This window comes from Marinomonas sp. TW1 (assembly GCF_001625355.1).
In the GTDB taxonomy this organism is placed as follows: domain Bacteria; phylum Pseudomonadota; class Gammaproteobacteria; order Pseudomonadales; family Marinomonadaceae; genus Marinomonas.
This window is the reverse complement of sequence record NZ_JSEE01000012.1, coordinates 1-25956: the sequence shown is the minus strand read 5'-3', so window position 1 is coordinate 25956 and position 25956 is coordinate 1. Positions and strand designations below refer to the sequence as shown.

Genomic DNA, 25956 nt, shown 5'->3' with positions numbered 1-25956 from the left:
TGGACCTCTATTTTAAATCGTTTGGTAATTGGTAATTAAAATGTTCATAAGCTCTTTTCGTCACTTGGCGACCTCGCGGAGTTCGTATCACAAACCCCTGCTGTATCAAAAAAGGTTCGATAACATCTTCGATGGTATCCTTATCTTCACCAAGAGCGGCAGATACACTGTCAAGCCCAACAGGTCTACCATCGAACTTTTCTATCATAGTCAACAACATACGTCTATCTAAATGATCAAAACCCTGACTGTCTACACTTAACATATCCAGTGCTCGTTGGGCAACTTTTTGTCCAACTAAGTCAACCCCATCGACTTGTGCTACATCACGAACACGACGCAATAAACGGTTAGCTATTCGAGGCGTACCGCGTGACCGCCTAGCCACTTCAAAGCTACCACTATCGTCTAATTGAATACCCATTTTTGTGGCAGAACGAGACACGATAGTCGTCAATGATGCCACATCGTAAAATTCCAATCGTTGCACAATGCCAAAGCGATCACGCAACGGTGACGTTAATAAACCCGCGCGTGTTGTAGCTCCGACAAGCGTAAAGGGCGGGAGTTCAATTTTTATTGAACGAGCAGCAGGGCCTTCACCAATCATGATATCTAATTGGTAATCTTCCATGGCTGGATAAAGCACTTCTTCAATAGCAGGGCTTAAACGATGTATTTCATCAATAAATAAAACATCACCTTCATTTAAATTGGTTAGCAAAGCGGCCAAATCCCCTGCCCGCTCTAACACAGGACCCGATGTCGTTCTAACTTCTGCGCCCATTTCATTTCCAATGATATGAGCTAACGTCGTTTTACCAAGTCCTGGTGGGCCAAATACCAAAGTATGATCCAGTGGTTCATTGCGTTGTCGAGCCGCTTGAATGAAAATCTCCATTTGCTCACGAACGACTGGCTGACCTATGTATTCTGACAAGGCTTGCGGACGAATCGCACGATCTACCTGTCTGTCATTACCTTTTAATTCAGCTGAGATAATACGATCTTGTTCAATCATGGTTATTTCCTCAACATTCCTTGTAACGCCGCTTTAATGACAGACTCACTGTCGGCACTGTCCATTGGCACGGCCGCAATCGCTTTCGCTGCTTCTTGTGGCTTGTAGCCCAATGCAATTAACGCAGCTTCAGCTTCTTGTCTTGGGTCTGCTTGCACTTGTTTTAATACCGCTGGCGCTGTAAACAAATCGCCTTTAGCGGCTTGTCCAAGCTTATCGCGCAATTCAATAATCAATCTCTCAGCGGTTTTCTTTCCGACGCCGGGGATGCGTGTCAGTGCGGTTACATCCGAATCTTGCACATTGGCAATGAGTTCTTCTGCAGACATACTCGATAATATAGCTAATGCCATTTTTGGACCGATGCCATTGACCTTAATTAAGACCCTAAACAACGCCCTTTCATTTTTGTCTATAAAACCAAACAGAGTATGAGAATCTTCTTTTACGATAAGGTGTGTGAATAATGTGACCCGCTCACCAACTTGTGGTAAATCGTAAATTGTCGTCATGGAGGCACTAATTTCGTAACCCAGCCCTTGCACATCGATTAATAATTCTGGCGGTGACTTTTCCACCAAGGTTCCGATAATTCGACCAATCACAACACATTCCTTACATCTTGTTCTGACCAACGTTTGGCACTTCGACCTGCACGCTTACCTGTACCATATTCCAAACCGCCGGATGTTCTAGTATTGGCATGACACAAAGCAATCGCCAGTGCATCGGCCGCATCCGCTTGCGGCTTAGCCGTTAAACCAAGCAACAATTGCACCATACTTTGAACTTGAGTCTTGTCGGCGCTACCCGTGCCCACTACCGACTGCTTCACCCGACGGGCAGCATATTCGTTAACGGTTAATTCTTGCAGTGATGCCGCAACGATAGCCGCCCCTCTAGCTTGACCCAGCTTTAATGCGGAATTAGCGTTTTTCGCCATAAACACTTCTTCAATGGCAAACTCCGTTGGCTGGTATTCTTTTAAGAGCGATTCAACACCATTAAAAATATGCTTTAACCTGACAGATAAATCTTCATCAGGTAAGCGAATACAACCACTGTTTACATACACTGGCTTACCTTTAATAATATCAATAATTCCAAAGCCAGTAACACGCGAACCTGGGTCAATCGCCATAATTCTAGTTTCAGTCATGGTTTTCTCATATGCACCATCATTACTGTATATTTCAACAGGGCTTTACACTAGATGCAATGTGTAAATACAAAAAAGGCCGCGAAGTAGCGGCCTTTTACGTTTTTCTTTCGTTTCCTTAACAGCAACCGCTTAATTTAAGCGATTCACTTGCAAAACGTTATTCTGCAACCGGCTTACGAACACGAATGCTTAACTCTTTCAATTGCTTCTCGCTCACTTCACCTGGCGCTTGAGTTAACAAACAAGTCGCACTTTGAGTTTTAGGGAAAGCAATAACGTCACGGATAGAGCTTGATCCTGTCATTAGCATCACCAAACGGTCCAAACCGAATGCTAAACCACCGTGTGGCGGCGCACCAAACTTCAATGCATCCAGCAAGAAACCAAATTTCTCTTCTTGCTCTTCTTCACTGATGTTCAATAATTCAAACACAACCTCTTGCATTGACGCTTGGTGAATACGAATCGAACCACCACCTAGCTCAGTACCATTAAGCACCATGTCATAGGCTTGCGACAAAGCCGTTAAAGGATTGGCTTTCAAATCTTCAGGAGAACAAGAAGGCGCTGTAAATGGGTGGTGAATCGCGGTAATACCGCCGTCACTTGTTTCTTCAAACATTGGGAAATCGACAACCCAAAGCGGTGCCCACTCACACGTGTAAAGATCCATGTCTTCACCGAGCTTACAACGCAATGCGCCTAAGGCCTCGTTAACAATTTTTGCAGAATCTGCACCAAAGAAAATCAAATCACCGTCTTGCGCGTCTAAACGCTCAAGTAAAGCGCCACGCACTTCAACCGGAAGGAATTTAACAATCGGTGATTGTAGGCCTTCTTCAAGATTCGATTTATCATTTACCTTGATGTATGCCAAACCTTTCGCGCCGTAAATACCGACAAACTTAGTGTAATCGTCAATCTGTTTACGCGTTAAGCTGTTACCCCCAGGCACTTTAAGTGCCGCAACACGACCTTTTGGATCTGTCGCAGGACCAGAGAAGACTTTAAAATCAACCTCTGCCATCAAGTCAGACACTGTGATCAATGTCAGTGGAATACGCAAATCAGGCTTGTCACTACCATAGGTTTCCATCGCTTCTGAGTAAGGCATACGTGGGAAAGAACCTAGATCAATGTTCATTAACTCTTTAAATAAGTTAGTGATCATTTCTTCCGTCATGGCCATGATCTGCTCTTCGCTCATGAAAGAGGTTTCAATGTCGACCTGTGTAAACTCAGGCTGGCGATCAGCACGTAAGTCTTCATCACGGAAACATTTGGCAATTTGGTAGTAACGGTCAAAACCTGACACCATCAACAATTGCTTAAACAACTGAGGCGATTGTGGAAGTGCAAAAAAGCTACCTTGTTGTGTACGACTTGGCACCAAATAATCACGAGCACCCTCTGGGGTTGCACGCGTTAGAATTGGCGTTTCAATATCAAGGAAACCATTGTCATCCAAGTAACGACGCAATACAGAAGTTACTTTTGAACGGAAACGCATTTTTTGCTGAATTTCAGGGCGACGCAAATCAATAAAACGATTTTTAAGACGAATGTCTTCACCAACGGACTGATGCTCGTCCAACTGGAATGGTGGTGTTTGCGCAGCATTAAGAATTTCTAGGCTAGTACCTAAAACCTCAATCTCACCCGTACGCATGTTCGGATTGATTGTTCCTTCAGGACGAGCTCGGACCAAACCGGTTAATTTAATCACATATTCGTTACGAACACTGTCGGCCAAAGCGAAACTATCCGCACGATCTGGATCAAAAACAACCTGAGTAATTCCTTCACGATCACGAACGTCTAAGAAGATAACACCACCGTGATCACGGCGACGATGAACCCAACCGCATAAAGTAATTTCTTGTGAAATGTTAGAAGCATTTAATTCGCCGCAATAATGGCTGCGCATAATTTCTTTCCTATTACTGTCTCAGTAAGAGAGCTATGTTCTTAGTGTGTCATCCTGCCAGCCAATCAAAGTGAGTAACTCAGCCGTTTCGTCCGCCAGGGTAACAGAATATTTTAAGGCCAAGCATTATATGCGAAGCGAGTCCGACTCTCTATAGGTAGAACCAAATTTGTCACGAGACAATGCAATTATTGAATTGAGTCAATCTCAAATTCCGTTGTTTGCCCTGCTAAAGTGAGCGAAATACACTCCCCTTCTTCTTGGCCTAACAGCATTTTACCAACCGGTGTCTCTGGAGATACCAACACCAAGGTTTCACCCAAGTGCGCTAAGCTCAAACCACCAGCAATGTTTGAAATAAAAAAATACCTTAGTGGTAATGCGCTACTGACAGGGACCAACCGAATCAACGACCACAAACACACCTTACCGGTCTCACTAAATTGAATAGGGACATGACGACTAAATTGCAACCAATCATTTTCACATTCGATAACACGCTGTGATTGACCGTGAGCCAAGTATGAAGACTCAAGCCCGAAGGTATCATATTTGTTTTCCGCCACACTCTCCTCATTTATTGCGGCCTCTCGTGCTTGCTGCGCTGCGGCTCGAGCCGTTTCAAACCGTGTCTGAAGAGCACTGACGATTGAATCGATCGCTATCTGTCTGTTCATATAGGGGCTTAATTACTCCACATTTTTTAGGCTAGGTTAATGCCCTGCTTATACTGGTGTTCACATATTAAATCATGCAAACAGTGAGACCTTATTCGCTAACAAAAAAACTAAGTTGACAAAGTCAACCATAAAAAGTAAAGTACAATCATTCTCAAATAGAGGCAAGCCATATGCAACACAATATCAGCGAAGCACTACATGGCTTAACGCTAAGCTATCGTAAGGCATTAAAGCATCTCGCTGCTGAGGCAGATATTTTAATCCCTGTCACTCACATTCGAGCAATAAAATGTATCACTAACATAGAAAATTGCAGCGCCCGGGATATCGCTAAAAGATTAAGACTAGACAAATCTCAAGTCGCAAGGCTAGTGAAAGATTTACTAGAACAAGATTACATCGAAAAAGACAAACATCCGACCAATAATCGCTGCCAAGTTATTTCATTAACAGCCGCCGGTAAAGGATTACAGCAAAAAATTGCTCATGTTGATAACCAAGCGCGCACTCAAATGTGCAGCGGCATGACGCAACAAGAAATAGAAAGCTTTATTCAACTGACCGAGTTGATGAAAAGCAACCTAACTCAGTATTCAAAAGATTAAGGCTAAACATTATGAGCAGAATGCAACCTAGAGACTTCATCGTTATTCGTAAAGAGTTAATCTCGCCAAATATGCTAAGAGTCACGCTTGGAGGAGACAATGTCCAAACCATTCCAGATGATCAAGAAAGTGGCTACGTAAAGCTAATCTTTCCCACTGATGGCAAACCTTTATTTCGAACTTATACCATACGTCACCAACGTCACAATGAAATCGACATCGATTTCATGCTTCACGAAGATGGAGGTCCGGCATCATCTTGGGCAAAGTCCTCACAACCTGGAGATAGCATCTGTATTGGCGGCCCAGGCCCTAAAAAAATGATTGCTAACACTGGTGATTGGTATTTATTAGTGGGAGATATGACTGCCCTACCAGCCATCAGTGTCAACCTAGCTCAATTGCCAGAAGACGCAAAAGGCTATGCCGTCATTGAAGTCGTATCTGAAGCTGACATTCAACCTCTTGAACACCCAGAAGGCATAAAGATGGTATGGGCAATCAACCCACATCCAGGCCAACAAAGCGACCTATTATTAAAACAATTGCAATCACTGGAATGGCTTCAAGGCTCTCCAGCGGTTTGGACCGCTTGTGAGTTTAATAGCATGAAAACGCTACGAAACTTCTTTAAGAAAGACAAAGCAGTGTCAAAAGAGAATCTTTATATTTCCAGCTACTGGAAATTAGGCAGTAATGAAGATCAGCACAAAGAAGTAAAGCGACAAGATGCTGAGATGGCTTAACCCCATCGACCATTATGCTTTGCAACTTACTGTATCTGATAAGCAAAAAGCCTACTCTAAGAGTAGGCTTTTTAAATTGGCAGATAGCAAAACGTCTTTTATAGACGAATGCTCTCTATAATTTGCTCGACAACATCATCAACCTCTGTGCCACTGATCGAATAATCCGCCACATTGTCATCAGAAACCAAAATAGCCACACCTGTTTCGCGCACTAAATTAGCTTCTTCACTGGTTGCATTGGCTTTCGCAAGGGCCGTTACGCCACTTCTTAGCAACAAGCGCTCAATCACATCCGATTTATCCAGTACTTGAGAGGACAAAGCAATAATGGCTGGCTTTTGACCAAGACGAGCTGCACGATCTTCAGCGGTTACTAAAGACTCTTGGTCTAGCTCAACCACCGCCTCTTCAACCATACCAGCACCAACAGTAACATTGGTGAGGCGATCAATGATGACCAAAGCCCCTGTCAATCGACTGTTCTGGTATTCATCAAATGCGACAGGCGTATCGAATTGCAATACAGCGTCACCAATACCATTTAACTCAAGCTCATCAATGGCGCTGTGCTCAAGAGTATTCACATCGATTTTGTGATTAAAGTGATGCACTTTACCTGGTACGGTTTGTGTACCTAACTTAAAGTCATATAACTTACCTGGTACTAATGGCTGTTCCGCCATCCACACAAGAGACGCGCGTAATGCTGACGAAATTAACGGCTCCTCATCAGCATGAGACAGCATATCACCGCGACTGATGTCAATTTCATCCGTTAAAGTAATGGTAACGGCTTGGCCCGCTTTTGCGGAATCCAGCTCACCATCGAAGGTGACAATTTTATCCACGTTAGAAGTTTTGCCGGAAGGCAAAGCCACCACTTTATCGCCGGGCTTTACTTGACCTGCCGCTATCGTGCCGGCGAAACCGCGAAAATCCAAATTAGGACGGTTTACATACTGCACAGGCAATCGGAAAGCGGACTGCTTTACGTTACGATCAATTTGTACAGATTCAAGAATCGACATTAAAGAACCGCCTTTATACCAAGGCGTGCTCTCAGATGGATTAACAACATTATCACCACGTAACGCTGACATAGGAACAAACTGAATGTCCGCCGGTTTACGATCGCCAAGCTGATCAACAAACTGCAAATAATCAGACTGAATGTCGTTAAAGGTTTGCTCAGAGAAATCGACCAAATCCATCTTGTTAACGGCCACAACCACATGCTTAATGCCAAGCAAAGACGCAATGTAGCTATGACGACGAGTTTGTGTCTGCACGCCATAGCGAGCATCAATCAAGATGATCGCTAAATCACAGGTCGACGCGCCCGTCGCCATGTTACGTGTGTATTGTTCATGCCCAGGGGTGTCGGCGATGATAAATTTACGTTTTTCCGTTGAAAAATAACGGTATGCCACATCAATAGTAATGCCTTGCTCACGCTCAGCTTGCAAACCATCGACTAAAAGCGCGAGATCCACTTCTTCGCCCTGTGTACCGGATTTTTTACTATCACGTTTAACGGCATCCAAATGATCTTCATAAATCAATTTAGAATCGTGTAATAAGCGGCCTATTAAGGTACTTTTACCGTCATCAACGTTACCGCATGTCAGAAGACGCAATAAGTCTTTTTCTTCATGCTGTTTTAGGTAACCAAGTATGTCTTGGCTGATCAGTTCTGACTGGTGAGACATGCTCTTTTACTCCAAACTTAGAAATAACCTTGTTTCTTCTTCTCTTCCATAGACCCAGCTGAGTCATGGTCAATCATTCGCCCTTGACGCTCTGAACTCTTGGTCAACAACATTTCCTGAATAATTTCAGGAAGTGTGTCGGCTTCCGACTCAACCGCTCCAGTCAATGGATAGCAACCTAACGTACGAAAACGTACCGATTTCATTTCAGGCTGCTCACCGTTTAATGGCATACGATCATCATCAACCATGATCAAAGTGCCATCACGCTCGACAACAGGGCGTTTTGCAGAGAAATACAAAGGAACAATTGGAATACTTTCTAAGTAGATGTATTGCCAGATATCCAGCTCAGTCCAGTTAGATAAAGGGAAAACACGTATACTTTCGCCCTTATTCACCTTTCCATTATAGATATTCCATAATTCAGGACGCTGGTTCTTAGGGTCCCAACGATGCTGTTTATCACGGAAAGAATATACACGCTCTTTGGCACGGGATTTTTCTTCATCGCGGCGGGCACCACCAAACGCCGCATCAAAGCCATATTTATCTAAGGCTTGCTTTAGGGCTTGGGTTTTCATCACATCCGTATGTTTCGCACTACCATGAGTGAAAGGACCAATGCCTTGATCAAGTCCTTCTTGGTTTTGATGAACGATAAGCTCAAGACCAAGCTTGGCAACCATCTCATCACGAAACGTAATCATCTCTTTAAATTTCCACCCCGTATCCACATGCATTAATGGAAAAGGAGGTTTTCCTGGATAAAAAGCTTTCATGGCCAAATGCAGCATGACGGCTGAATCTTTACCAATAGAATAAAGCATTACAGGATTATCAAATTCGGCAGCCACTTCACGGATAATATGAATACTTTCCGCTTCAAGCTGTTTTAGGTGTGTCAGTCTTGCCTCTGTCATAATGTCCCATCTCTAATATTAAGGCTTTAGCATTTCTTACACTATAACATGCCTTTAAGTTATAAAAACCACGCCATCTAGACTTTAGTAGAATATGTATATTAAAAAAGCTATATAGATTCCACTTATGTAACAGCATAAAAAAGGCTAAAGCGTCTCCGCTTCAGCCTTTTAATCAGGATATCTTACAGATGACTATTGAGCGTTCAATTGTTGCTCTAACATCAGCTGATTAATCTGCTTACGCAAACGAATGATTTCTGCGTTTACTTGCGATCGGAATGCATCGCTAGATTGAATTGCTTCCTGCTGCTGTTTCAAGGTCTGCTGCACCTGCGTTAAATCCGAAGCATTTGATGCGTTAGCCTTTTGCTCAACGGTATTAAGCTGCTTCTGCAGTCGATTAACTTCCTGCGTTACGCTTTCAATGCTTAAACCAAGCGCTTGAGTCGTACCTGTTTGCTCATTGAGGGTCTTCTCTGCTGAACTGAGTTGCGCAGCTTGGTTCTGAAGTTTAACCTCTTGACTGTTAACTTGATCCCCCAAAACCTTTGTTAAAGCATCAAGCTCTGCCACCGTTGGCAACAGTTTGTTATAAGCCGCTTCCAAATCACTAAAGGCCCCGTCTTGATGCGCTATGCGTTTAGCCTGCGTTGAAAGATCTGATTTGAGCGTTTTAATCTGCTGCTTCAATAAATCAACGGCTTCACCATTTTCAGCGATGGTTTTGCGGTTTCTGTCATAAGACACCCCCCACAGTTTACGGATCTCGCTCGCATGTGTTTTCAGTGTTTGCTCAACCGTTTGACCTTGCTCATTAGCCGATACATCAGCGGCTAATAACTGGTGGTCAAGGTTTTCAATTTCACTTTTCGCACCGTAAAGCTCATTACGTAATTGTTGATTCTGCTGCCAAAGCCAAAAGCCAGCCGCAGCAGAAAAGGCCAATATCAGAAACAAAAGAAGGTATATACCGAATAAGCTTTGCTTCTTATGAACCACGGCAGGGGCATGAGCGGGTTTAGCAGGAGAAGGCGCTGGACGTGTTTTGGGAGCGTCAGCCTTCTGCCTTCTTTCAGTTACTTCATCTTGATCCAAAGTCATACTTGGGATCTCTACATCATCGTCTCTTCGCATGAAAATCTAATATATTGGTTATTAACAAAAATTATGGAAAATCCAGATAGAACAATTCTAAATAATATTATCTTAGTTCTTTCGATGCTACTATATAAGCACCATTAACTGCTTGATAACAAGCACTTTAGTTAATTAAAAGCAAGGAGAATCGTAATGTCTTTTGAATTGCCCGCGCTACCATACGCGAAAGACGCACTTGAACCACACATGTCTGTAGAGACATTGGAATATCACCACGGTAAGCACCATAACACTTATGTTGTTAAGCTTAACGGTCTTGTTCCTGGTACGGAATATGAAGGCAAAAACCTTGAGGAGATCATTGAGTCAGCTCCTGCAGGTCCAGTCTTTAACAATGCGGCACAAATCTGGAACCACACTTTTTTCTGGAACAGCTTAAGCCCAAATGGTGGCGGTCAACCAACTGGTGCGCTAGCGGATGCGATTAATGCTAAATGGGGTTCTTTCGAAGCCTTCCAAGAAGCATTTAACGACAAAGCCGTTAACAACTTTGGTTCAAGCTGGACTTGGTTAGTTAAAACCGCTTCTGGCGAGCTTGATATCATCAACACCAGCAACGCTGGCACACCATTAACTGAAGGCCAAACACCGTTAATCACGGTTGACCTTTGGGAACATGCTTATTACATCGACTATCGTAATGTTCGTCCTGATTACCTTAAAGGATTCTGGGCGCTTGCAAACTGGGAATTTGCAGCAGCGAACTTTGCCGCTTAAAATTAGTCAATTTTAAGCCAGTCAAAAAAAACGGCCTTAGTAAAACTAAGGCCGTTTTTTTATGATCAAAATGTTTAACACATCCATTGTGACACTATTACTGTAACTCTTCTTGGACTGCCAATTTAGACTGTATAAACTCAGAATGCGGCATAAAAAGCAGCTCACTGATTCGACGTATTCGATGATCTTCATGAGCATCAAGATCACCATCAGACAAAGCCACATGCCAAAGCCCTTTTAACAGCTGCATTTTTTGCTCTAACGATGCATGATCATTGATCACTTTGGTAAATTGATATAAATCATTGGCCTCATCGACACCTTTTCGCGCCTCTTCATATATCAATTCTATGTCATCACCAAGATCACTGACTTCATTTAAAATGCGCTTAATCTCTTTCTCTTCTTCTGGAGCCACATGATGATCCGCTAACATCACCTCCATTAATAATGCCGCCACCGCCTTTTGATAAGATATTTGCTCTTCTGGCTCAATTGGCATGGTAAAAAGGCTTTTTAGTAGGTTTAACATTTATAAGGTCTCCAACAAAGTCTCTCTTAACTCTGAAATTAATGCATTCGGAAATTGACGATAATCTAAATATGGACACCAAACATACGGCCGCTTAACCCAGCAATCCCGACCAACCTGTACGCTTCCCTCTAATACCGGCCACTCCTGCCGCAATTTAAGGCCAACAATAAAGACCGTATTTGTTTTATGTGCAATAGACATTAGCTCTCTTGCACTAAACGTAATGCCCACCTCACTGAATAAAGTGGCCTCTCTGTGTTCACGCCATTGGTCAGGGGCAACGGATGTCAGCTTAGCCATTATGGTTAGAATTTTACGCCAGTGATTACCGTTCAGTTCAATCAACAGGTCAACGCTGTGCTCTGAAGACAAGATGTTTTCGTCCAGTTTGGGTTCGTTTGGCAACAGAAACACATAATTTGCCGTGCTGATATTATGACCGAGTTTCATCGCATCCATATACCCTCTTTCGATAAATTAGGTAATTTTTACTAAATTCAACCCAAAACATTAGACAATACTAATACATTTACATTAGAATTATCTAATATCGAAGGAGATCCTAATGGAAAACTTAACATACCCAATATTGGGCGGCCTATTGATAGGCCTTACTACCAGTTTTTACCTTATTACAACAGGTCGTGTTGTTGGAATAAGTGGAATTTTAGCACAGCTCTTATTTAATAAAGGTCGCCTTCTGCCATTATTGTTTATCTTGGGCCTCATTCTTGGCGGCAGTGCTTATGGTACATTTTTTCAGCCAAGCGTCCCTTTCCCTGAAATAAGAAGTCCATGGCTATTGATGATTTCTGGCTTATTAGTTGGTTATGGTACGCGCTTGGGTGGTGGTTGTACGAGTGGCCATGGTGTTTGCGGCATTTCTCGATTATCCATTCGTTCCATCGTTGCCACCTTAGTGTTTATGGCAACCGCCATTATCACCGTTGCTGTTACCCACTAGGAGTCACTCATGTACGCATTCGTAACCTTTTTAACTGGCTTACTATTTGGCTTAGGTTTAGCCATTTCGGAAATGACCAACCCAGCTGTCGTGATTGGTTTTTTAGATATTTTTGGCGATTGGAACCCATCACTCATTGCCGTGATGGGAGGCGCAATATTTGTTGGCATGCTTGGCTACTGGATCAAAAATAAACGCCTTAGCCCTATTATCGCAAATGAGTGGCAAGTACCTAACCTAAAGCACATTGATCGTAAGCTGCTGATTGGTGCCGGTTTATTTGGCATAGGCTGGGGCCTAAGTGGGTACTGCCCAGGACCTGGCTTAACGGCATTGACCAACAACCCACTGGAAGGCATCTACTTTGTTGGTGCTTTGATAGTAGGCAGCGCGATTCATCACTTTCAGAATGTGTTGTTTCGTAAATAACGTCTAAAAAAAGTGCAAACTAACAAAGGGGCTTTTTATTGCCCCTTTTTTTGTTTAAGGTGCCAAAAAATACTTGACGGGCAGTTAATTCACCCTTAAATTGCGCCCGCGTCATTGCTGAACATAATCCGCACCGCTTCAACTGCTGCGCTAGTCGCTTAAGGCCATCGAGCCGGATAAGTAACAGCCATAAGTAGGACGGGAGAAGGTAAAGACGTTTACTAATTTTCGGTTTATGTTTGCTAAATAGGAGCACCTGCATGTCTATTGACGTTAATGAATTCTACACTCCAGAACGTTTTGCTCGTCTAAAAGCGTTTGCAGATAAAAAAGACACCCCTTTTGTTGTCATTGACACAGAAATTATCGATGAAGCCTACACTGAATTAAGCAAGGGCTTTCCAGTCGCTGACATTTTTTATGCGATCAAAGCCAATCCAGCGCCACAAATTTTAGAACTACTAAGAGATCGTGGCTCCAGTTTTGACGTGGCATCACGCTATGAACTAGATAAGTTATTTGCAATTGGTGATGTATCTCCAGATCGTGTGAGTTATGGCAATACCATCAAAAAAGCCAAAGACGTTCGCTACTTTTATGAAAAAGGCGTGCGTATGTTCGCGACAGACTCAGAAGCGGATTTACGAAATATCGCCAAAGCCGCACCAGGCTCTAAAATCTATGTGCGTATTTTAACGGAAGGGACAGTAACAGCCGATTGGCCGCTGTCACGTAAATTTGGCTGCCGCCCTGACATGGCGATGGATTTATTGATTCTAGCAAAAGAGCTTGGCCTAGAGCCCTATGGCGTTTCTTTCCATGTTGGTTCACAACAGCGTGATATTGGTGCTTGGGATGCGGCCATTGCCAGCGTAAAAGTGATTTTTGAACGCCTTAAAGAAGAAGATGGCATTGTCCTTCAAATGATAAATATGGGTGGTGGCTTCCCTGCTAACTACCTTTCTAAGACAAATGAGTTATCTGTTTATGCAGAAGAAATCACTCGCTTCTTAGAAGAAGATTTTGGCGATGATATTCCACGCATCATTTTAGAACCTGGTCGCTCATTGATTTCTAATGCTGGCATTCTAGTCAGTGAAGTGGTGCTTATTTCTCGTAAATCCCATACGGCGCTAAACCGCTGGGTCTTTACCGATGTGGGTAAGTTTTCAGGCTTAATTGAAACCTTAGATGAATCGATTAAATACCCCATTCACGTTGAAAAAGGCGGGGAACTGGAAGAAGTGATCATTGCCGGCCCAACTTGTGATAGCGCAGATATCATGTATGAGAACCATAAATATGGTCTGCCTTTGAACTTAGCAATTGGTGATCGCATGTACTGGTTGTCTACTGGTGCTTACACAACGACATACAGTGCCATCGAATTTAACGGCTTTCCGCCATTAGAATCCTACTATCTATAAGCGTTTAGCATTGCTTATTCAAGACCTCGGAGGCTTACGCCCCGAGGTTTTTTTTCGGTCCTTTCTCAAGCCCCCAAAATACGTAATAATGACGCCTTAAAGCAGGAGTTGTTATGTCTTATTTGCTCAGTGAACTTGCCATATACCCAATTAAATCCATTCATGGAATCAAGAGTACTCGCGCTGAAGTGCTATTTTCAGGGCTAAAGAATGACCGTCGTTATATGTTAGTCAAGCCAAATGGCGATTTCATTACGGGTCGAAAATACCCGCAATTAACGCAAATCAATGCTCAAGTTTTACCCAACAACGGCCTTGAACTTAGTCATCCAGAGACTGAAAACAAGCTAATATTGAATCCAAACGACTTTCCTCAAACCTATCGAGACGTCACTATTTGGGGGAACGACATTTCAGCTCAGTCGGTAGGAGAAGCAGCAAGCCTTTGGTTTCAAGCTTTATTATCCATCGAAGCCGAACTGGTATTTTTTGGCGAATCGTCACAACGCTTTACCAGTCGTCGCCCTGATTCTCCTGTTGGCTTTGCAGATGGTTACCCTTTTCTGTTAACCACAGAAGCGTCACTAGAGGAATTAAACCGAACTTGCCCAGAACACATTCGTATGGCGCAATTTCGCCCTAACATTGTTATCAAAGGCAATGACGCATTCGCAGAAGATACCTGGAAGCGCATTCGCATAGGTGAGGTAGAATTTGAAAACATTAAACCTTGTGTGCGCTGTATTTTTACCACCATTGATCCGGATAATGCTGAGCGCAGTAAACTAGGCGAGCCGCTAAAAACCTTAGCAAAATTCCGCAAACTGAAAAATGCTGGCATTACATTTGGAATCAATATGGTTGCTTTAAATCAAGGCATGATCCAACAAGGTGATGAGGTAGAAATATTGGAATATCAAGCAGCGGACAGCTATGAAGACAAACGTTAAATAAGCATTACCCATCACGGGACAGAAAAACGAAAAAAGGGAAATCAATCGATTTCCCTTTTTTATGCAACATGAAACGCCAGTTAAACTTAACTGTCCATCTTAGCGAGGTATTCATCGTATGTACCATGGAAATCCACAATGCCATCTGCCGTGACTTCAACGATACGTGTTGCCAAAGAGGAAACAAATTCACGGTCATGACTGACAAACAACAACGTACCTGGGTAATGTTCAAGCGCCAGGTTTAAGGATTCAATCGATTCCATATCCATGTGGTTAGTCGGTTCGTCCATCACGAGAACGTTTGGTTTTTGCAGCATCAACTTACCAAACAACATTCGACCTTGCTCACCACCAGACAAGACTTTGACCGACTTTTTGATGTCGTTTTGTGAGAACAGCAAGCGACCTAGGGTGCCACGAATGACCTGCTCGTCATCTCCTTCTTGCCCCCATTGCCCCATCCACTCTAAAAGATCCACGTCTTTTTCAAACTCATGAGCATGATCTTGAGCGTAGTAACCGATGTTGGCATTATCTGACCAGTTCACATCACCTTGAGTCAATTCCGTATCCCCTACCAGACATTTCAATAGGGTTGTTTTACCAATACCGTTCGGCCCGATTACCGCAATGCGCTCACCCACCTCAACCATCATATTAAGATCACTGAAAATCTTCTCGTCGTAAGATTTCGCAACATTCTCAACCTGTAAGGCCAAGCGGTGAAGTTTCTTTTCTTGCTCGAAACGAATAAATGGATTTTGACGGCTAGACGGCTTCACTTCTTCCAATTGAATCTTATCAATCTGTTTGGCACGAGACGTAGCTTGTTTAGATTTAGACGCGTTCGCAGAGAAACGACTAACAAAAGATTTCAATTCGTTGATTTGCGCTTTTTTCTTCGCATTGTCGGCCAACAAGCGATCACGCACCTGAGTCGCTGCCGTCATGTATTCATCATAATTACCGGAGAACAAACGCAATTCACCGTAATCCAAGTCAGCCATATTGGTACACACAGAGTTTAAGAAGTGGCGGTCATGGGAAATAATGATCATGGTACAAGTACGTTCGACTAATACCCCTTCCAACCAGCGAATGGTATTAATGTCCAAGTTGTTGGTTGGCTCGTCCAACAATAAAATATCAGGATCAGAGAACAAAGCTTGAGCCAGCAACACTCGCAATTTCAAACCCGGCGCAACTTCACTCATTAAACCGTAATGCTGCTCTGTTGGAATACCCACCCCTAACAGTAGCTCACCGGCACGTGCGTCTGCAGTGTATCCATCCATTTCAGCAAATTCGGCTTCCAAATCCCCCGCTCGCAAACCATCTTCTTCGGTCATTTCGGCGTTTGCATAGATGGCATCTTTTTCAGATTTAATCGCCCATAGCTCAGTATGCCCCATAATGACAGTATCAATGACGGAATACTCTTCGTAGGCAAATTGATCCTGCTTCAGTTTACCTAAGCGCTCATTAGGATCTTTAGACACGTTACCTGCGCTCGGCTCTAAGTCACCACCTAGAATTTTCATGAAGGTGGATTTACCACAACCGTTTGCACCGATGAGTCCATAACGTTTGCCTTCGCCAAACTTTACAGAGACGTTTTCGAATAGAGGTTTTGCACCAAATTGCATGGTGATATTGGCTGTTGTTAACAAGGTTTCGTTCCACTCTTCATTAAATAAATTGTTTTGCCCTATTAGGACAATTAAGTGCGCGCATTATCGCATAGAAAGACCTTGGGTTGCGAACCCGTTCTGACATCTATGAATACAGTTATGGCGAATAACCGACATTTCATCAACTTACTCTCACTTATGATTACAAAGGAATATGATGCGTTACTCGACCACACAAAAAGCACCTAGTTTATTGTCGGCAGTCGAGGCACACTTAAATTATCAAAAAATCATTTAGAAACACCGAAATTGGTCGATTATAAATAGAACAGAGAAAATGACGGGAGGGTTCTAATGCAAACCGTCTTAGCAAATGAAGCAAAATACGACATATCACCAGCTGAATTGAAAAAAGGCTCCATTTTTGGCGCTTTATCGGACTCAGGCATTCAATATCTATTGGATAACGGTGTGATTCATCAAGTGGGTATGGGGGAAGAGATCTTTTCCTATGGCAGCAAAGGCAATAGTTTTCACGCTGTGCTGCATGGCAATTTGGATTTCTACAAACAGCACGGTGATAAACAAACGCGCACCCGAACAATCAAATTCGGTGAAGCCATAGCCTTTGTCTCTATGATAGCGCTTCATGAGCGAGTCGGAAGTTTGCACGCTAATGAAGATAGTTTATTACTGGAAATATCCAGTCAGCTGTTTAGTGACTTCCATGACGATTACCCATTCGACTTTGGCATTTTACTCATGAACCTTTCAAGGGACATGGCAAGAACCATTCGAGTATTAAGCAACGCCTTAGTTGAAAATGATGTGATCGTGAAAAGAAATTAGAAACTGGCATCAAACGACACCAGTTCAGTTTATATAGCCCGAAAAGTTATTTTTCAGCGGCAACCACAGAGACTTCGACCAGCAACTCTGGACGAGCCATTCTCGCCTCAACGCAAGCACGGGCAGGAGCATGACCTTCTGGTACCCAAGCATCCCAAACAGCGTTCATCGAAGCAAAGTCTTTCATATCACGAATGTAAACCGTTGCCGAAAGAATGTGCTCTTTGTCAGACCCTGCTTGAGCTAACAGAACCTCTACTTTATCCAACATGGTTTGTGTCTGCTCAGCAATGCCGGCATTCGCATCCGCTGCCACCTGACCACACAAATAAATGGTGCCATTGTGTTTTACAATACGGCTCATACGTTGACCTACTTCTAAGCGCTCAATAGAAGACATAACTCACCTCAAATACTGTTGGATATAAAGGAGCAAATCATACCAGCGAGCAAGCAGTATATTCGCCTAAATAAAACCAAAAACTCAGTTGAATGCACCAGAGTACACTAAAATTCTAAGCCTTTCTGCGCCTTAATGCCTCGCTTAAAAGCATGTTTCACTTCTTTGATCTCACTTACGGTATCAGCAAGCTCAACCAGAGCATCTGAAGCGCCGCGTCCAGTCACCACTAAATGTTGATTTTCTGGACGAACCATCAAGGCGTCCAACACCTTACCTTCATCAAGGTATTCATAGTGTAAAAGGTAGGTTAATTCATCTAACACCACGAGATCGAAACTATCGTCTTGCAACATTTCTTCAGCTTGACACCAAGCTTGCTCAGAGGACTGAATGTCGGCATCACGACTTTGTGTTTCCCAGGTAAAACCGGAAGGCATAATTTCCCATCGAACATTATCCTGCTGACGAAAGAAATCTATTTCTCCCGTGTTCCACTCTCCTTTTAGAAACTGCACCACCCCCACTTTCATGCCATGACCCAAAGCACGTGCCACCATACCTAAAGCAGAACTGGATTTACCTTTGCCATTGCCCGTTAGTAGTACAAACGTCCCTTTGTCTTCTTGTGCCTTAGCAATGCGCTTATCCACATGCTTTTTAATGGCTTGCATGCGGTTTTTATGTTGCTCGGAATCCTTAATTACCTTAGCCATGAAATCTCTCAGTCGTTTGGCTTACTTTATACACGATCATCTTCAGGATCGTATCCTAAGTTTGGCGCTAACCAACGCTCAGCGTCATCTTTGCTCATGCCTTTACGTTCGGCATACTCTTCAACCTGATCTGGACCAATTTTACCCACACCAAAGTAAGTGGAATCTGGGTGCGCGAAATACCAGCCACTCACCGCAGCCGTTGGTAACATAGCGAAGCTTTCAGTGAGCTCCATACCAATACGTTCATTGGCCCCCAACAGATCCCATAATTTGCTTTTTTCTGTATGATCAGGACAAGCTGGATAGCCTGGTGCAGGTCGAATACCTTGATATTTCTCTTTAATCAACTCTTGATTACTTAAGCTTTCTTGTGGGGCATAACCCCATAAATCCTTACGTACTTTTTCATGCAAGTATTCAGCAGTGGCTTCTGCCAAACGATCCGCTACGGCTTTAATCATGATGGAATTGTAGTCATCATGGTCGGCTTCGTACTGCTCTACCAAAGGTTCAATACCAAAGCCTGCAGCACAAGCGAAGGCCCCCATGTAATCCGCAACGCCCGATTCTTTCGGGGCAATAAAGTCCGCCAAACTGTGATTGTATTTACCTGGCGCGGTTAACTCATTTTGAATACGTAAGAATGACAAGGTTTCCACTACCTCATCACGTGATTCATCAGCGTAAATCTCAATATCATCATGATTCACCTGATTCGCTGGGAACAAGCCGACGACCGCTCTTGCCTGAAGACTGGCTTCGGCAATCACTTTATCTAGCATCACCAATGCATCTTGGTAAACTCGAGTCGCTTCCTCTCCCACTACGTCATCAGTCAAGATACGCGGATAAGCACCTGCCAATTCCCATGTTTGGAAAAATGGCGTCCAATCTATGTAGTCTTTCACCACGGCAAGGTCGATATCCTTTTCACTGAGCACAGTCACCCCAAGCTGATTTGGTGTTACCACTTGTCCGTCAAAAGTTACTGGAGGCTTGTTTTTTCTTGCCTTATCAATGCCAACTCGACGCCCCGCTTTGGCTCTGTCTTTATACCGAATGCGGGTCTTTTCATAATCTATTTTGATCTCATCCACAAAGCTCTGGCGACGCTCAGCATCTTTGCTTAGCAGAGCACTGGCGACGCCCACACTGCGTGATGCGTTTGTAACATGAACAACTTGATTGCGTTTGTAGTTTTGTTCAATTTTAACGGCGGTATGAGCCTTTGATGTGGTTGCGCCACCTATCATCACAGGCAAATCAAAACCTTGGCGCTCCATCTCTTTAGCCACGTGCACCATTTCATCCAAAGAAGGCGTAATCAGACCAGATAAACCGATCATGTCCGCACCTTCTTCTTTCGCAGTACGTAAGATTGTTTCCGATGACACCATGACGCCAAGGTCTATCACTTCAAAGTTATTACACTGCAACACCACACCAACAATGTTTTTACCAATGTCGTGCACATCACCTTTCACCGTTGCCATGACAATCTTGCCATTACTGGACGAAGCCGTGTCCATGTTTCGTGCTTTCTCTTCTTCGATATAAGGCATCAAATAGGCGACCGCTTTTTTCATGACACGAGCTGATTTCACCACCTGTGGTAAAAACATTTTCCCCGATCCAAAAAGATCGCCGACAATGCCCATGCCATCCATCAAGGGCCCTTCAATCACCTCTAATGGCCGATTGTAGGACAAACGCGCTTCTTCAGTGTCTTCATCAATAAACTCAGTAATGCCTTTCACCAAAGCATGGGACAAACGATCAGAAACAGGTAAATTACGCCACTCTTGTGTTTCTTTTTCTGCGGCTTCTCCCGTACCTGCAAACTCTCCTGCAATGGCCAACAAATTATCTGTGGCATCTGGCGTTCGATTCAATACAGCGTCTTCCACAGCATCGCGTAATTTCACTGGAATGTCTTCATACAAGGCCAACTGACCCGCGTTAACGATCCCCATGGTCATGCCTTGTTTAATGGCGTGATAAAGGAAAACCGCATGAATCGCTTCACGAACTGGGTTGTTACCACGGAATGAGAAAGAAACATTCGACACACCGCCAGACACCTTGGCATAAGGCAATTCACGAGTGATATCCCCCGTCGCCTCGATGAAGTCCAGCGCATAACGATTGTGTTCTTCTATGCCGGTGGCGATGGCAAAAATATTCGGATCAAAAATAATGTCTTCAGGTGCAAAGCCGACTTCGTCGACCAATATATGATAAGAGCGACGGCAAATTTCAATTTTACGTTCACGAGTATCCGCTTGCCCTGCTTCATCAAACGCCATAACAATGACAGCCGCGCCATATTTCATCAGTTTTCTGGCTTGCTCTTTAAACTTCTCTTCGCCTTCCTTGATGCTGATCGAGTTCACCACACCTTTGCCTTGAATCCACTTTAGCCCAGCTTCAAGAATTTCCCATTTGGAAGAGTCCAGCATGATCGGCACACGAGAAATATCTGGCTCAGATGCGATTAATTTCAAGAAGCGTTCCATCGCCGCTTGCGAATCCAGCATGCCTTCGTCCATGTTGATGTCAATGATTTGCGCGCCGTTTTCCACTTGCTGACGTGCCACATCCAAGGCGGTATCAAAGTCACCTTCTTTGATTAAGCGCTTAAACATAGCCGAACCGGTAACATTAGTTCGCTCTCCGACATTAACAAACAGGGAGTCGGCGCCAATGTTGAAAGGCTCAAGTCCAGACAAGCGACACTCTTTTACGATTTCAGGAATAACACGTGGCTTGGCGTCCGCAAAAGCTTTCGCAAAGGTTTCAATGTGCTCTGGTGCTGTACCACAACAGCCACCAATGATGTTCAAGAAGCCAGACTCAACCCAACCTTGAATTTCATCCAACATTTCATCTGGTGATTCATCGTACTCACCAAAGGCATTCGGTAAGCCAGCATTCGGGTGCGCAGATACATGCGTGTCGGCGATACGGGATATTTCTTCCACGTACTGACGCAGTTCTTTTGGACCCAGCGCACAGTTTAGACCAACGGAAATCGGTTTAGCATGAGCAACCGAGTTCCAAAACGCTTCCGTGGTTTGACCCGATAAAGTCCGACCAGAAGCATCCGTAATGGTGCCAGAGATCATAATGGGATAACGCACACCGGTTTTCTCAAAGTAATCCAGCACAGCATAAATAGCCGCTTTGGCATTCAAGGTGTCGAAAATGGTTTCGATCAACAGAATGTCGACACCACCTTTAATTAACCCATCGACGGCTGTGGTGTAGGCGTCTACTAATTCATCAAAATGAATATTTCGAAAACCAGGGTCGTTTACGTCTGGTGATATGGTACAGGTTCGACTGGTTGGCCCCACCGCCCCAGCCACGAAACGCGGCTTAGTTGGATTCTTGGCCGTAAATTCATCCGCCGCTTCACGTGCTAAGCGGGCAGATTCAAAGTTTAATTCATAACTCAAATCTTCCATGTGGTAGTCCAACATGGAAATGTAGTTGGCATTGAAGGTGTTGGTTTCAATGATATCCGCACCCGACTCAAGGTACTGAGCGTGGATCTGTTTAATAATGGCTGGCTGAGTCAGTGACAATAAGTCATTATTGCCTTTCAAATCACTTTGCCAGTCAGCAAAGCGTTCGCCTCGGTAATCCGCTTCCTCAAGTTTATAAGCTTGAATCATGGTTCCCATTGCACCATCTAGGATCAATACATTTTCAGATAGACGCTGCTCAAGAACAGAATACGATACCGATTTAGCCACGCTTTACACCTCACAAAATTATAAGCAAGCCTACTATAACAAAAGCGTTCGGCTTTACGTTGAAAAATAGTAATGTGCAAATGAATGATTCAAAAGATCAAATGTTTAGCATAAAAAAAGCCCATTCAAAAATGAGCTAAAGATGTTTGATTTGGGTTTAAAATATACAACTATCTTCCAAGCACACTTTAAATCATAGGCTCAGTTTCATTGGATCTAAGGATTACCGTTCTTATCCCAAATATAGCCACTGCTCCCATTCCCCGCTCTATCACTCTTTCTGCCAAGTGCAAGGATGAGCTGATCGGAACCTATTGGCGTTCCACCATACACCCAAGCGACACCTGTCTGATTAGTAATATGCGCATGCTTCGCTTGAGCATGTAAATTTGTCGGTCCGGGCGTACCATAAGTCGGAGCATCGGTTTTAATGATGGTTAACTTATTCAAGATGTTCTGATCCGCTTCGCAAGCTTCCTTCAGTTTTGGAGTCTCGTAGGTCATTGTCATGTCTATCTCCTTTCATTCCAATCCGATTAAGTAAAACTCATCGAGGATTGTTAACGAATGGAGAATGTAAAACTTGGTGAAACGAATGGCGTTTTAAGGGCTTTTAAGTACTTTTGAACAAATAAAAACCGAACAGGTTGGCTAAAAACACTGATTCTATTAATGGTTAGAGTGAAATGACGTATCCTCAAAGCCAATATGCATAGGCTTTCATGTCTTCATCACAGGCAAAAATGGGCTGGCGGTTATTACCACGCTGAATAATGTGCTCGGCATAACCTGGAATTGACACTCTCGGACGACGTGGCATGGAGACTCCTGTCTCTCATACTTTAAGATAAAAAAGATAGCACGAAGAAGAATTCTCTAGAGAGTAAATTTAATTTTACTCTGCCCCCAATTATTCCCTGATAAATTGCTGTAAGCATCCCAAACCTTTTCGGCTCTATCGCCATGATTCATCGCTAAAGTAGTTTGGTCATACCGTGATTGGCCACTTAAGGTGAGTGTCTTGCTAAATTTTCTTAATAATGCAACATGAGTATAGTTCGATGTAGACCTCTTCACGGTACAGATGTAATATGCCAATATTATTCAATATAGGTATTTTAAGCCACTTGGTCAAATAGCATGATAGAGAATATTACCGAAATCACTAGTACTGGATACAAATTTAAAGAAGGAGAAAAGGACTTCCTTCTTGCCAATTTAGGCTTTCAGGAACGCTTAGATAAAAATAGAGAAATAGGTAAGACCATTCAGCTAAAATGGGCATATGAAGACTTAGAAAGAAGCATCAGCTTCAGCCAACCAATAGATTCATTTTGTCTTTCAGACAACAGAGATTACCTAGCCGTTTCATTAGAATTAGGTATATTTTTATATTCCAGAAGCGGCGAATTAATAAACTCAATCAGCTATCCATTTACCTTCGGAAAAATCGACATTAAAAAAGGAAAGATAAGATTAAAAAAAGCAAATGAAAGTCTTCTAAAATTCAAAGTCATAACAGATGAAAACGACTTTTTCGTTATATACTCGTTGAGCGATAAAGTTATAAGAAGTATCGAATGGATACGATAAAATTAACAACGCCACTAATAGGAAAATAATCCCAATATTAATAAATAACAACTACTCTTTAGGTAGCTTTCTCGCAATACTTTCAAATTCATCCGCACTAAACCCTGTAAGTATAGGCATTTCCCAATCAAAGAACTTCTTATTCCCGATTGCTTCTATTAATAAAGACCTAACACCATACATCTCTGATGTTGTTAATGATGTATCTGGCACTACTGTGAGAACAGCTTCATGAAGCTTCCTTATCACCGTGCTGGTATCGTTAGAGCAAATAACGATATCACCATCGTCTTCCATCTCTTCAAGTAAACTCGAAATTGTGTCCCATAATTTTTGATCTTTAACATTCATAATATTTTTCTCGCTTAAGGAGGAGTTATCCTTTTAGGGATTTTGTTTTCTATATAGTCTTTCTAGTCTTTAGGCTGAAATGAAGTACCGCCATCTGGAGCTTTTGGATCACGAACAACTACTGTTCCTGTAGATTCATGAAGATAATATGTTCTACCATCACTAGCATAACGAACACTACTAGGATTGCTTAATACATTTTCAATGTGATTTTGAAATTGTGTTTGAGTACGAATCCCAAGTCCAGAAAACTCTCCTTGAGTTAAAACATGCTTTTCAAAAGCATGACCTCCAGAAATTTCTTCCGATACTTTTTGTGTATTTAATCGAGCAGAATTAATATTAGTCGTCGCTGGACCGTAAGGCAGATCAGCTTTTACTTCTCCGTCTGGGCCACCAGAACCCTCACTAGTCATCTCCTTCACATTGGTTATTTTGACTTTCCTGGAGGTATTCTCTTTACCCTCAATAAGCTCAACTTGAGTTGCGCCTCCTGGTAACTTTCTATCAATAGATTCATCGTACATTTCACGTGTAGAGCCACGATTTACGTTTAGAGGCTCAGTCACTTCAATCTCAACAATAGAAGGGTCTTCTTTCCACTCAACTTTTACCGCAGTAACATCACGAGCCTCTTGCTGATCCAGTGGTAATGTATCATCAGATGCCCAACGCCCCATAACACTATTTGGATTATCAGCATCAATATTTTGCAGAGCATCTTTCTCTACCATTTGCTCTAGCTTGTATCCGGGCATTAAAGTGACATTTTCTACATCTGTCCCATCTGTCCATGCGGGTTTATATCCCGAATCAATCATTTCCTGATTGACCTCTTCGGCAGTTTTGCTTGAGTGAACAACGACATCATAAGTTGGTGCATCCTGCCCAATCATTTCGCTGTCAGTATCAACAAAATCCACTTTTTTCGAAGCTTGCTCAACAGCTTCTTTTGCAACAACAACCGTAGTCCCTTTGGCTGCTTTTCCAACGCCCGGTGGCATCATTTCAGACACGGTATCAATTAAATTTGATCCGGCTTCTTTAGTGGCTGTTTCAGCGTTACCCTGCAATTCAGCAACCAGTTGTCGGTCTGCGGCACTGCCTTTACTGTCCTCAAATACAAAAGTATCTAATGGGTGAGTAACGGCATCAATTGCCACGTCCCTAAGACCCTCTGCTAATCCTATTGGATCTTCTTGTATAACTTGTACGAACGCATTTGCGCTGTCTATGGCTGTTTTAATCGCTTGCTCAGCCGCATCCTCTAACTCAACATCTACCGTCTTTTCACCATTTTTTGTGCCGTATTTTTCAATGAAATTCGCTTCGCCGCCCCATCCTTGCTCTATCAAGCTCACTTCTCTAGCATTGATATTGGTGTCATTGAAAGTGTCTTGGTCTTTTGCTTGGAAAGCTTCACTGCTCTCGGTATCAAAGCCAATATCCAGACTTCCACGCCCCATTGCACTTTCAGAAACTTGCCCAATATCTGACGCGATATTCGCCAACATTTCTCTGGCTTCTGGGTTTTCTTCAATCTGTTCAGACCAAGTTAATCACGTAACAGGACAGGCATGATAAAAGCACTCGTAGCCAGTAAAAGCAGATCAATGCGCTTACTAAAAAGTCTCTTTTATTGTGCTTGAAGAAAGAATATTCCAGATAAGGAGTAAAAGCCTGAATT

At 43.1% G+C, this 25956-nt stretch carries 27 protein-coding genes; 9 read left to right on the top strand and 18 right to left on the bottom strand.

The window, feature by feature from the left end; translation table 11 throughout:
* Positions 1–7: 7 nt before the first annotated feature.
* From ruvB to OA79_RS11940, 5 genes are all read right to left on the bottom strand, one after another.
* On the bottom strand, positions 8–1021 hold the full coding sequence (ruvB, locus tag OA79_RS11960; protein WP_063333479.1) for a Holliday junction branch migration DNA helicase RuvB: 1014 nt from the start codon (positions 1019–1021) through the stop codon (positions 8–10).
* A gap of 2 nt (positions 1022–1023) precedes the next feature.
* Positions 1024–1626 (bottom strand): Holliday junction branch migration protein RuvA, encoded by a 603-nt coding sequence (gene ruvA, locus OA79_RS11955; protein WP_063333478.1) that lies wholly within the window; start codon positions 1624–1626, stop codon positions 1024–1026.
* Positions 1623–2180 carry a crossover junction endodeoxyribonuclease RuvC gene (gene ruvC, locus OA79_RS11950; protein WP_063333477.1) on the bottom strand — a complete coding sequence of 186 codons (558 nt, stop codon included), beginning with the start codon at positions 2178–2180 and terminating at the stop codon, positions 1623–1625. The genes ruvA and ruvC overlap by 4 nt, the downstream gene beginning before the upstream one ends.
* 160 nt (positions 2181–2340) lie before the next feature.
* A complete protein-coding gene (gene aspS / locus OA79_RS11945) occupies positions 2341–4110 on the bottom strand; it encodes an aspartate--tRNA ligase (RefSeq protein WP_063333476.1) in 1770 nt (589 codons plus the stop codon).
* A 188-nt stretch (positions 4111–4298) separates the two neighbouring features.
* Positions 4299–4787, bottom strand: a complete 489-nt coding sequence (locus OA79_RS11940) for a hypothetical protein (RefSeq protein WP_063333475.1) — start codon at positions 4785–4787, stop codon at positions 4299–4301.
* A gap of 173 nt (positions 4788–4960) precedes the next feature.
* On the opposite strand from OA79_RS11940, the gene OA79_RS11935 reads away from it, so the two are divergent.
* Both OA79_RS11935 and OA79_RS11930 read left to right on the top strand, forming a co-directional pair.
* Positions 4961–5395, top strand: coding sequence for a MarR family winged helix-turn-helix transcriptional regulator (locus OA79_RS11935; RefSeq protein WP_063333474.1), 435 nt, complete (start codon positions 4961–4963; stop codon positions 5393–5395).
* Between the two features lie 11 nt (positions 5396–5406).
* The gene (locus OA79_RS11930) at positions 5407–6141 is read left to right on the top strand and encodes a siderophore-interacting protein (RefSeq protein WP_063333473.1); all 735 of its coding nucleotides are present in this window, start codon (positions 5407–5409) and stop codon (positions 6139–6141) included.
* A gap of 98 nt (positions 6142–6239) precedes the next feature.
* Here OA79_RS11930 and cysN read toward each other — a convergent pair whose 3' ends face one another.
* From cysN to OA79_RS11915, 3 genes are all read right to left on the bottom strand, one after another.
* Positions 6240–7853 (bottom strand): sulfate adenylyltransferase subunit CysN, encoded by a 1614-nt coding sequence (gene cysN / locus OA79_RS11925; protein WP_063333472.1) that lies wholly within the window; start codon positions 7851–7853, stop codon positions 6240–6242.
* Between the two features lie 17 nt (positions 7854–7870).
* Positions 7871–8776, bottom strand: a complete 906-nt coding sequence (gene cysD, locus OA79_RS11920; RefSeq protein ID WP_063333471.1) for a sulfate adenylyltransferase subunit CysD — start codon at positions 8774–8776, stop codon at positions 7871–7873.
* A gap of 195 nt (positions 8777–8971) precedes the next feature.
* Positions 8972–9913 (bottom strand): hypothetical protein, encoded by a 942-nt coding sequence (locus OA79_RS11915; protein WP_231908863.1) that lies wholly within the window; start codon positions 9911–9913, stop codon positions 8972–8974.
* A 156-nt stretch (positions 9914–10069) separates the two neighbouring features.
* Here OA79_RS11915 and OA79_RS11910 point away from each other — a divergent pair, with 156 nt between their 5' ends.
* Positions 10070–10654, top strand: a complete 585-nt coding sequence (locus OA79_RS11910) for a superoxide dismutase (protein WP_063333469.1) — start codon at positions 10070–10072, stop codon at positions 10652–10654.
* Positions 10655–10751: 97 nt separating this feature from the next.
* Here OA79_RS11910 and OA79_RS11905 read toward each other — a convergent pair whose 3' ends face one another.
* Together OA79_RS11905 and OA79_RS11900 are read right to left on the bottom strand one after the other, a co-directional pair.
* Entirely contained in the window at positions 10752–11189 is a 438-nt protein-coding gene (locus tag OA79_RS11905) for a tellurite resistance TerB family protein (protein WP_063333468.1), read from the bottom strand.
* Complete coding sequence (locus OA79_RS11900) at positions 11190–11651, bottom strand: DUF6942 family protein (protein WP_063333467.1); 462 nt, start codon at positions 11649–11651, stop codon at positions 11190–11192. It abuts the gene before it with no gap.
* A gap of 106 nt (positions 11652–11757) precedes the next feature.
* Between OA79_RS11900 and OA79_RS11895 the strand changes: the two genes are divergently transcribed.
* From OA79_RS11895 to OA79_RS11875, 4 genes are all read left to right on the top strand, one after another.
* Entirely contained in the window at positions 11758–12156 is a 399-nt protein-coding gene (locus tag OA79_RS11895) for a YeeE/YedE family protein (protein WP_063333466.1), read from the top strand.
* 9 nt (positions 12157–12165) lie between these two features.
* The gene (locus OA79_RS11890) at positions 12166–12585 is read left to right on the top strand and encodes a DUF6691 family protein (RefSeq protein WP_063333465.1); all 420 of its coding nucleotides are present in this window, start codon (positions 12166–12168) and stop codon (positions 12583–12585) included.
* Positions 12586–12845: 260 nt separating this feature from the next.
* On the top strand, positions 12846–14012 hold the full coding sequence (locus tag OA79_RS11880; protein WP_063333463.1) for a type III PLP-dependent enzyme: 1167 nt from the start codon (positions 12846–12848) through the stop codon (positions 14010–14012).
* A 113-nt stretch (positions 14013–14125) separates the two neighbouring features.
* Positions 14126–14962, top strand: a complete 837-nt coding sequence (locus tag OA79_RS11875) for an MOSC domain-containing protein (protein ID WP_063333462.1) — start codon at positions 14126–14128, stop codon at positions 14960–14962.
* 89 nt (positions 14963–15051) lie between these two features.
* On the opposite strand, the gene OA79_RS11870 is transcribed toward OA79_RS11875, so the two are convergent.
* The gene (locus OA79_RS11870; protein ID WP_063333461.1) at positions 15052–16638 is read right to left on the bottom strand and encodes an ABC-F family ATPase; all 1587 of its coding nucleotides are present in this window, start codon (positions 16636–16638) and stop codon (positions 15052–15054) included.
* 315 nt (positions 16639–16953) lie between these two features.
* Here OA79_RS11870 and OA79_RS11865 point away from each other — a divergent pair, with 315 nt between their 5' ends.
* On the top strand, positions 16954–17448 hold the full coding sequence (locus OA79_RS11865; protein WP_063333460.1) for a cyclic nucleotide-binding domain-containing protein: 495 nt from the start codon (positions 16954–16956) through the stop codon (positions 17446–17448).
* A 46-nt stretch (positions 17449–17494) separates the two neighbouring features.
* On the opposite strand, the gene OA79_RS11860 is transcribed toward OA79_RS11865, so the two are convergent.
* The 5 genes from OA79_RS11860 to OA79_RS18555 all read right to left on the bottom strand — a co-directional run bounded on the left by OA79_RS11860 (position 17495) and on the right by OA79_RS18555 (position 23145).
* The gene (locus OA79_RS11860) at positions 17495–17848 is read right to left on the bottom strand and encodes a RidA family protein (RefSeq protein ID WP_063333459.1); all 354 of its coding nucleotides are present in this window, start codon (positions 17846–17848) and stop codon (positions 17495–17497) included.
* Between the two features lie 107 nt (positions 17849–17955).
* The gene (gene cobO, locus OA79_RS11855; protein ID WP_063333458.1) at positions 17956–18564 is read right to left on the bottom strand and encodes a cob(I)yrinic acid a,c-diamide adenosyltransferase; all 609 of its coding nucleotides are present in this window, start codon (positions 18562–18564) and stop codon (positions 17956–17958) included.
* A 26-nt stretch (positions 18565–18590) separates the two neighbouring features.
* On the bottom strand, positions 18591–22325 hold the full coding sequence (gene metH, locus OA79_RS11850; protein ID WP_063333457.1) for a methionine synthase: 3735 nt from the start codon (positions 22323–22325) through the stop codon (positions 18591–18593).
* Positions 22326–22541: 216 nt separating this feature from the next.
* Positions 22542–22829 carry a hypothetical protein gene (locus tag OA79_RS11845; protein ID WP_156486264.1) on the bottom strand — a complete coding sequence of 96 codons (288 nt, stop codon included), beginning with the start codon at positions 22827–22829 and terminating at the stop codon, positions 22542–22544.
* A gap of 193 nt (positions 22830–23022) precedes the next feature.
* Positions 23023–23145 (bottom strand): hypothetical protein, encoded by a 123-nt coding sequence (locus OA79_RS18555; RefSeq protein ID WP_269447842.1) that lies wholly within the window; start codon positions 23143–23145, stop codon positions 23023–23025.
* A gap of 320 nt (positions 23146–23465) precedes the next feature.
* Between OA79_RS18555 and OA79_RS11840 the strand changes: the two genes are divergently transcribed.
* Positions 23466–23918, top strand: a complete 453-nt coding sequence (locus OA79_RS11840; RefSeq protein WP_063333455.1) for a hypothetical protein — start codon at positions 23466–23468, stop codon at positions 23916–23918.
* Positions 23919–23969: 51 nt separating this feature from the next.
* Here OA79_RS11840 and OA79_RS11835 read toward each other — a convergent pair whose 3' ends face one another.
* Both OA79_RS11835 and OA79_RS11830 read right to left on the bottom strand, forming a co-directional pair.
* Positions 23970–24269: a hypothetical protein gene (locus tag OA79_RS11835; RefSeq protein WP_063333454.1), complete on the bottom strand. Its 300-nt coding sequence runs from the start codon at positions 24267–24269 to the stop codon at positions 23970–23972.
* 62 nt (positions 24270–24331) lie between these two features.
* Complete coding sequence (locus OA79_RS11830) at positions 24332–25783, bottom strand: hypothetical protein (protein ID WP_063333453.1); 1452 nt, start codon at positions 25781–25783, stop codon at positions 24332–24334.
* Between the last annotated feature and the right edge of the window lie 173 nt (positions 25784–25956).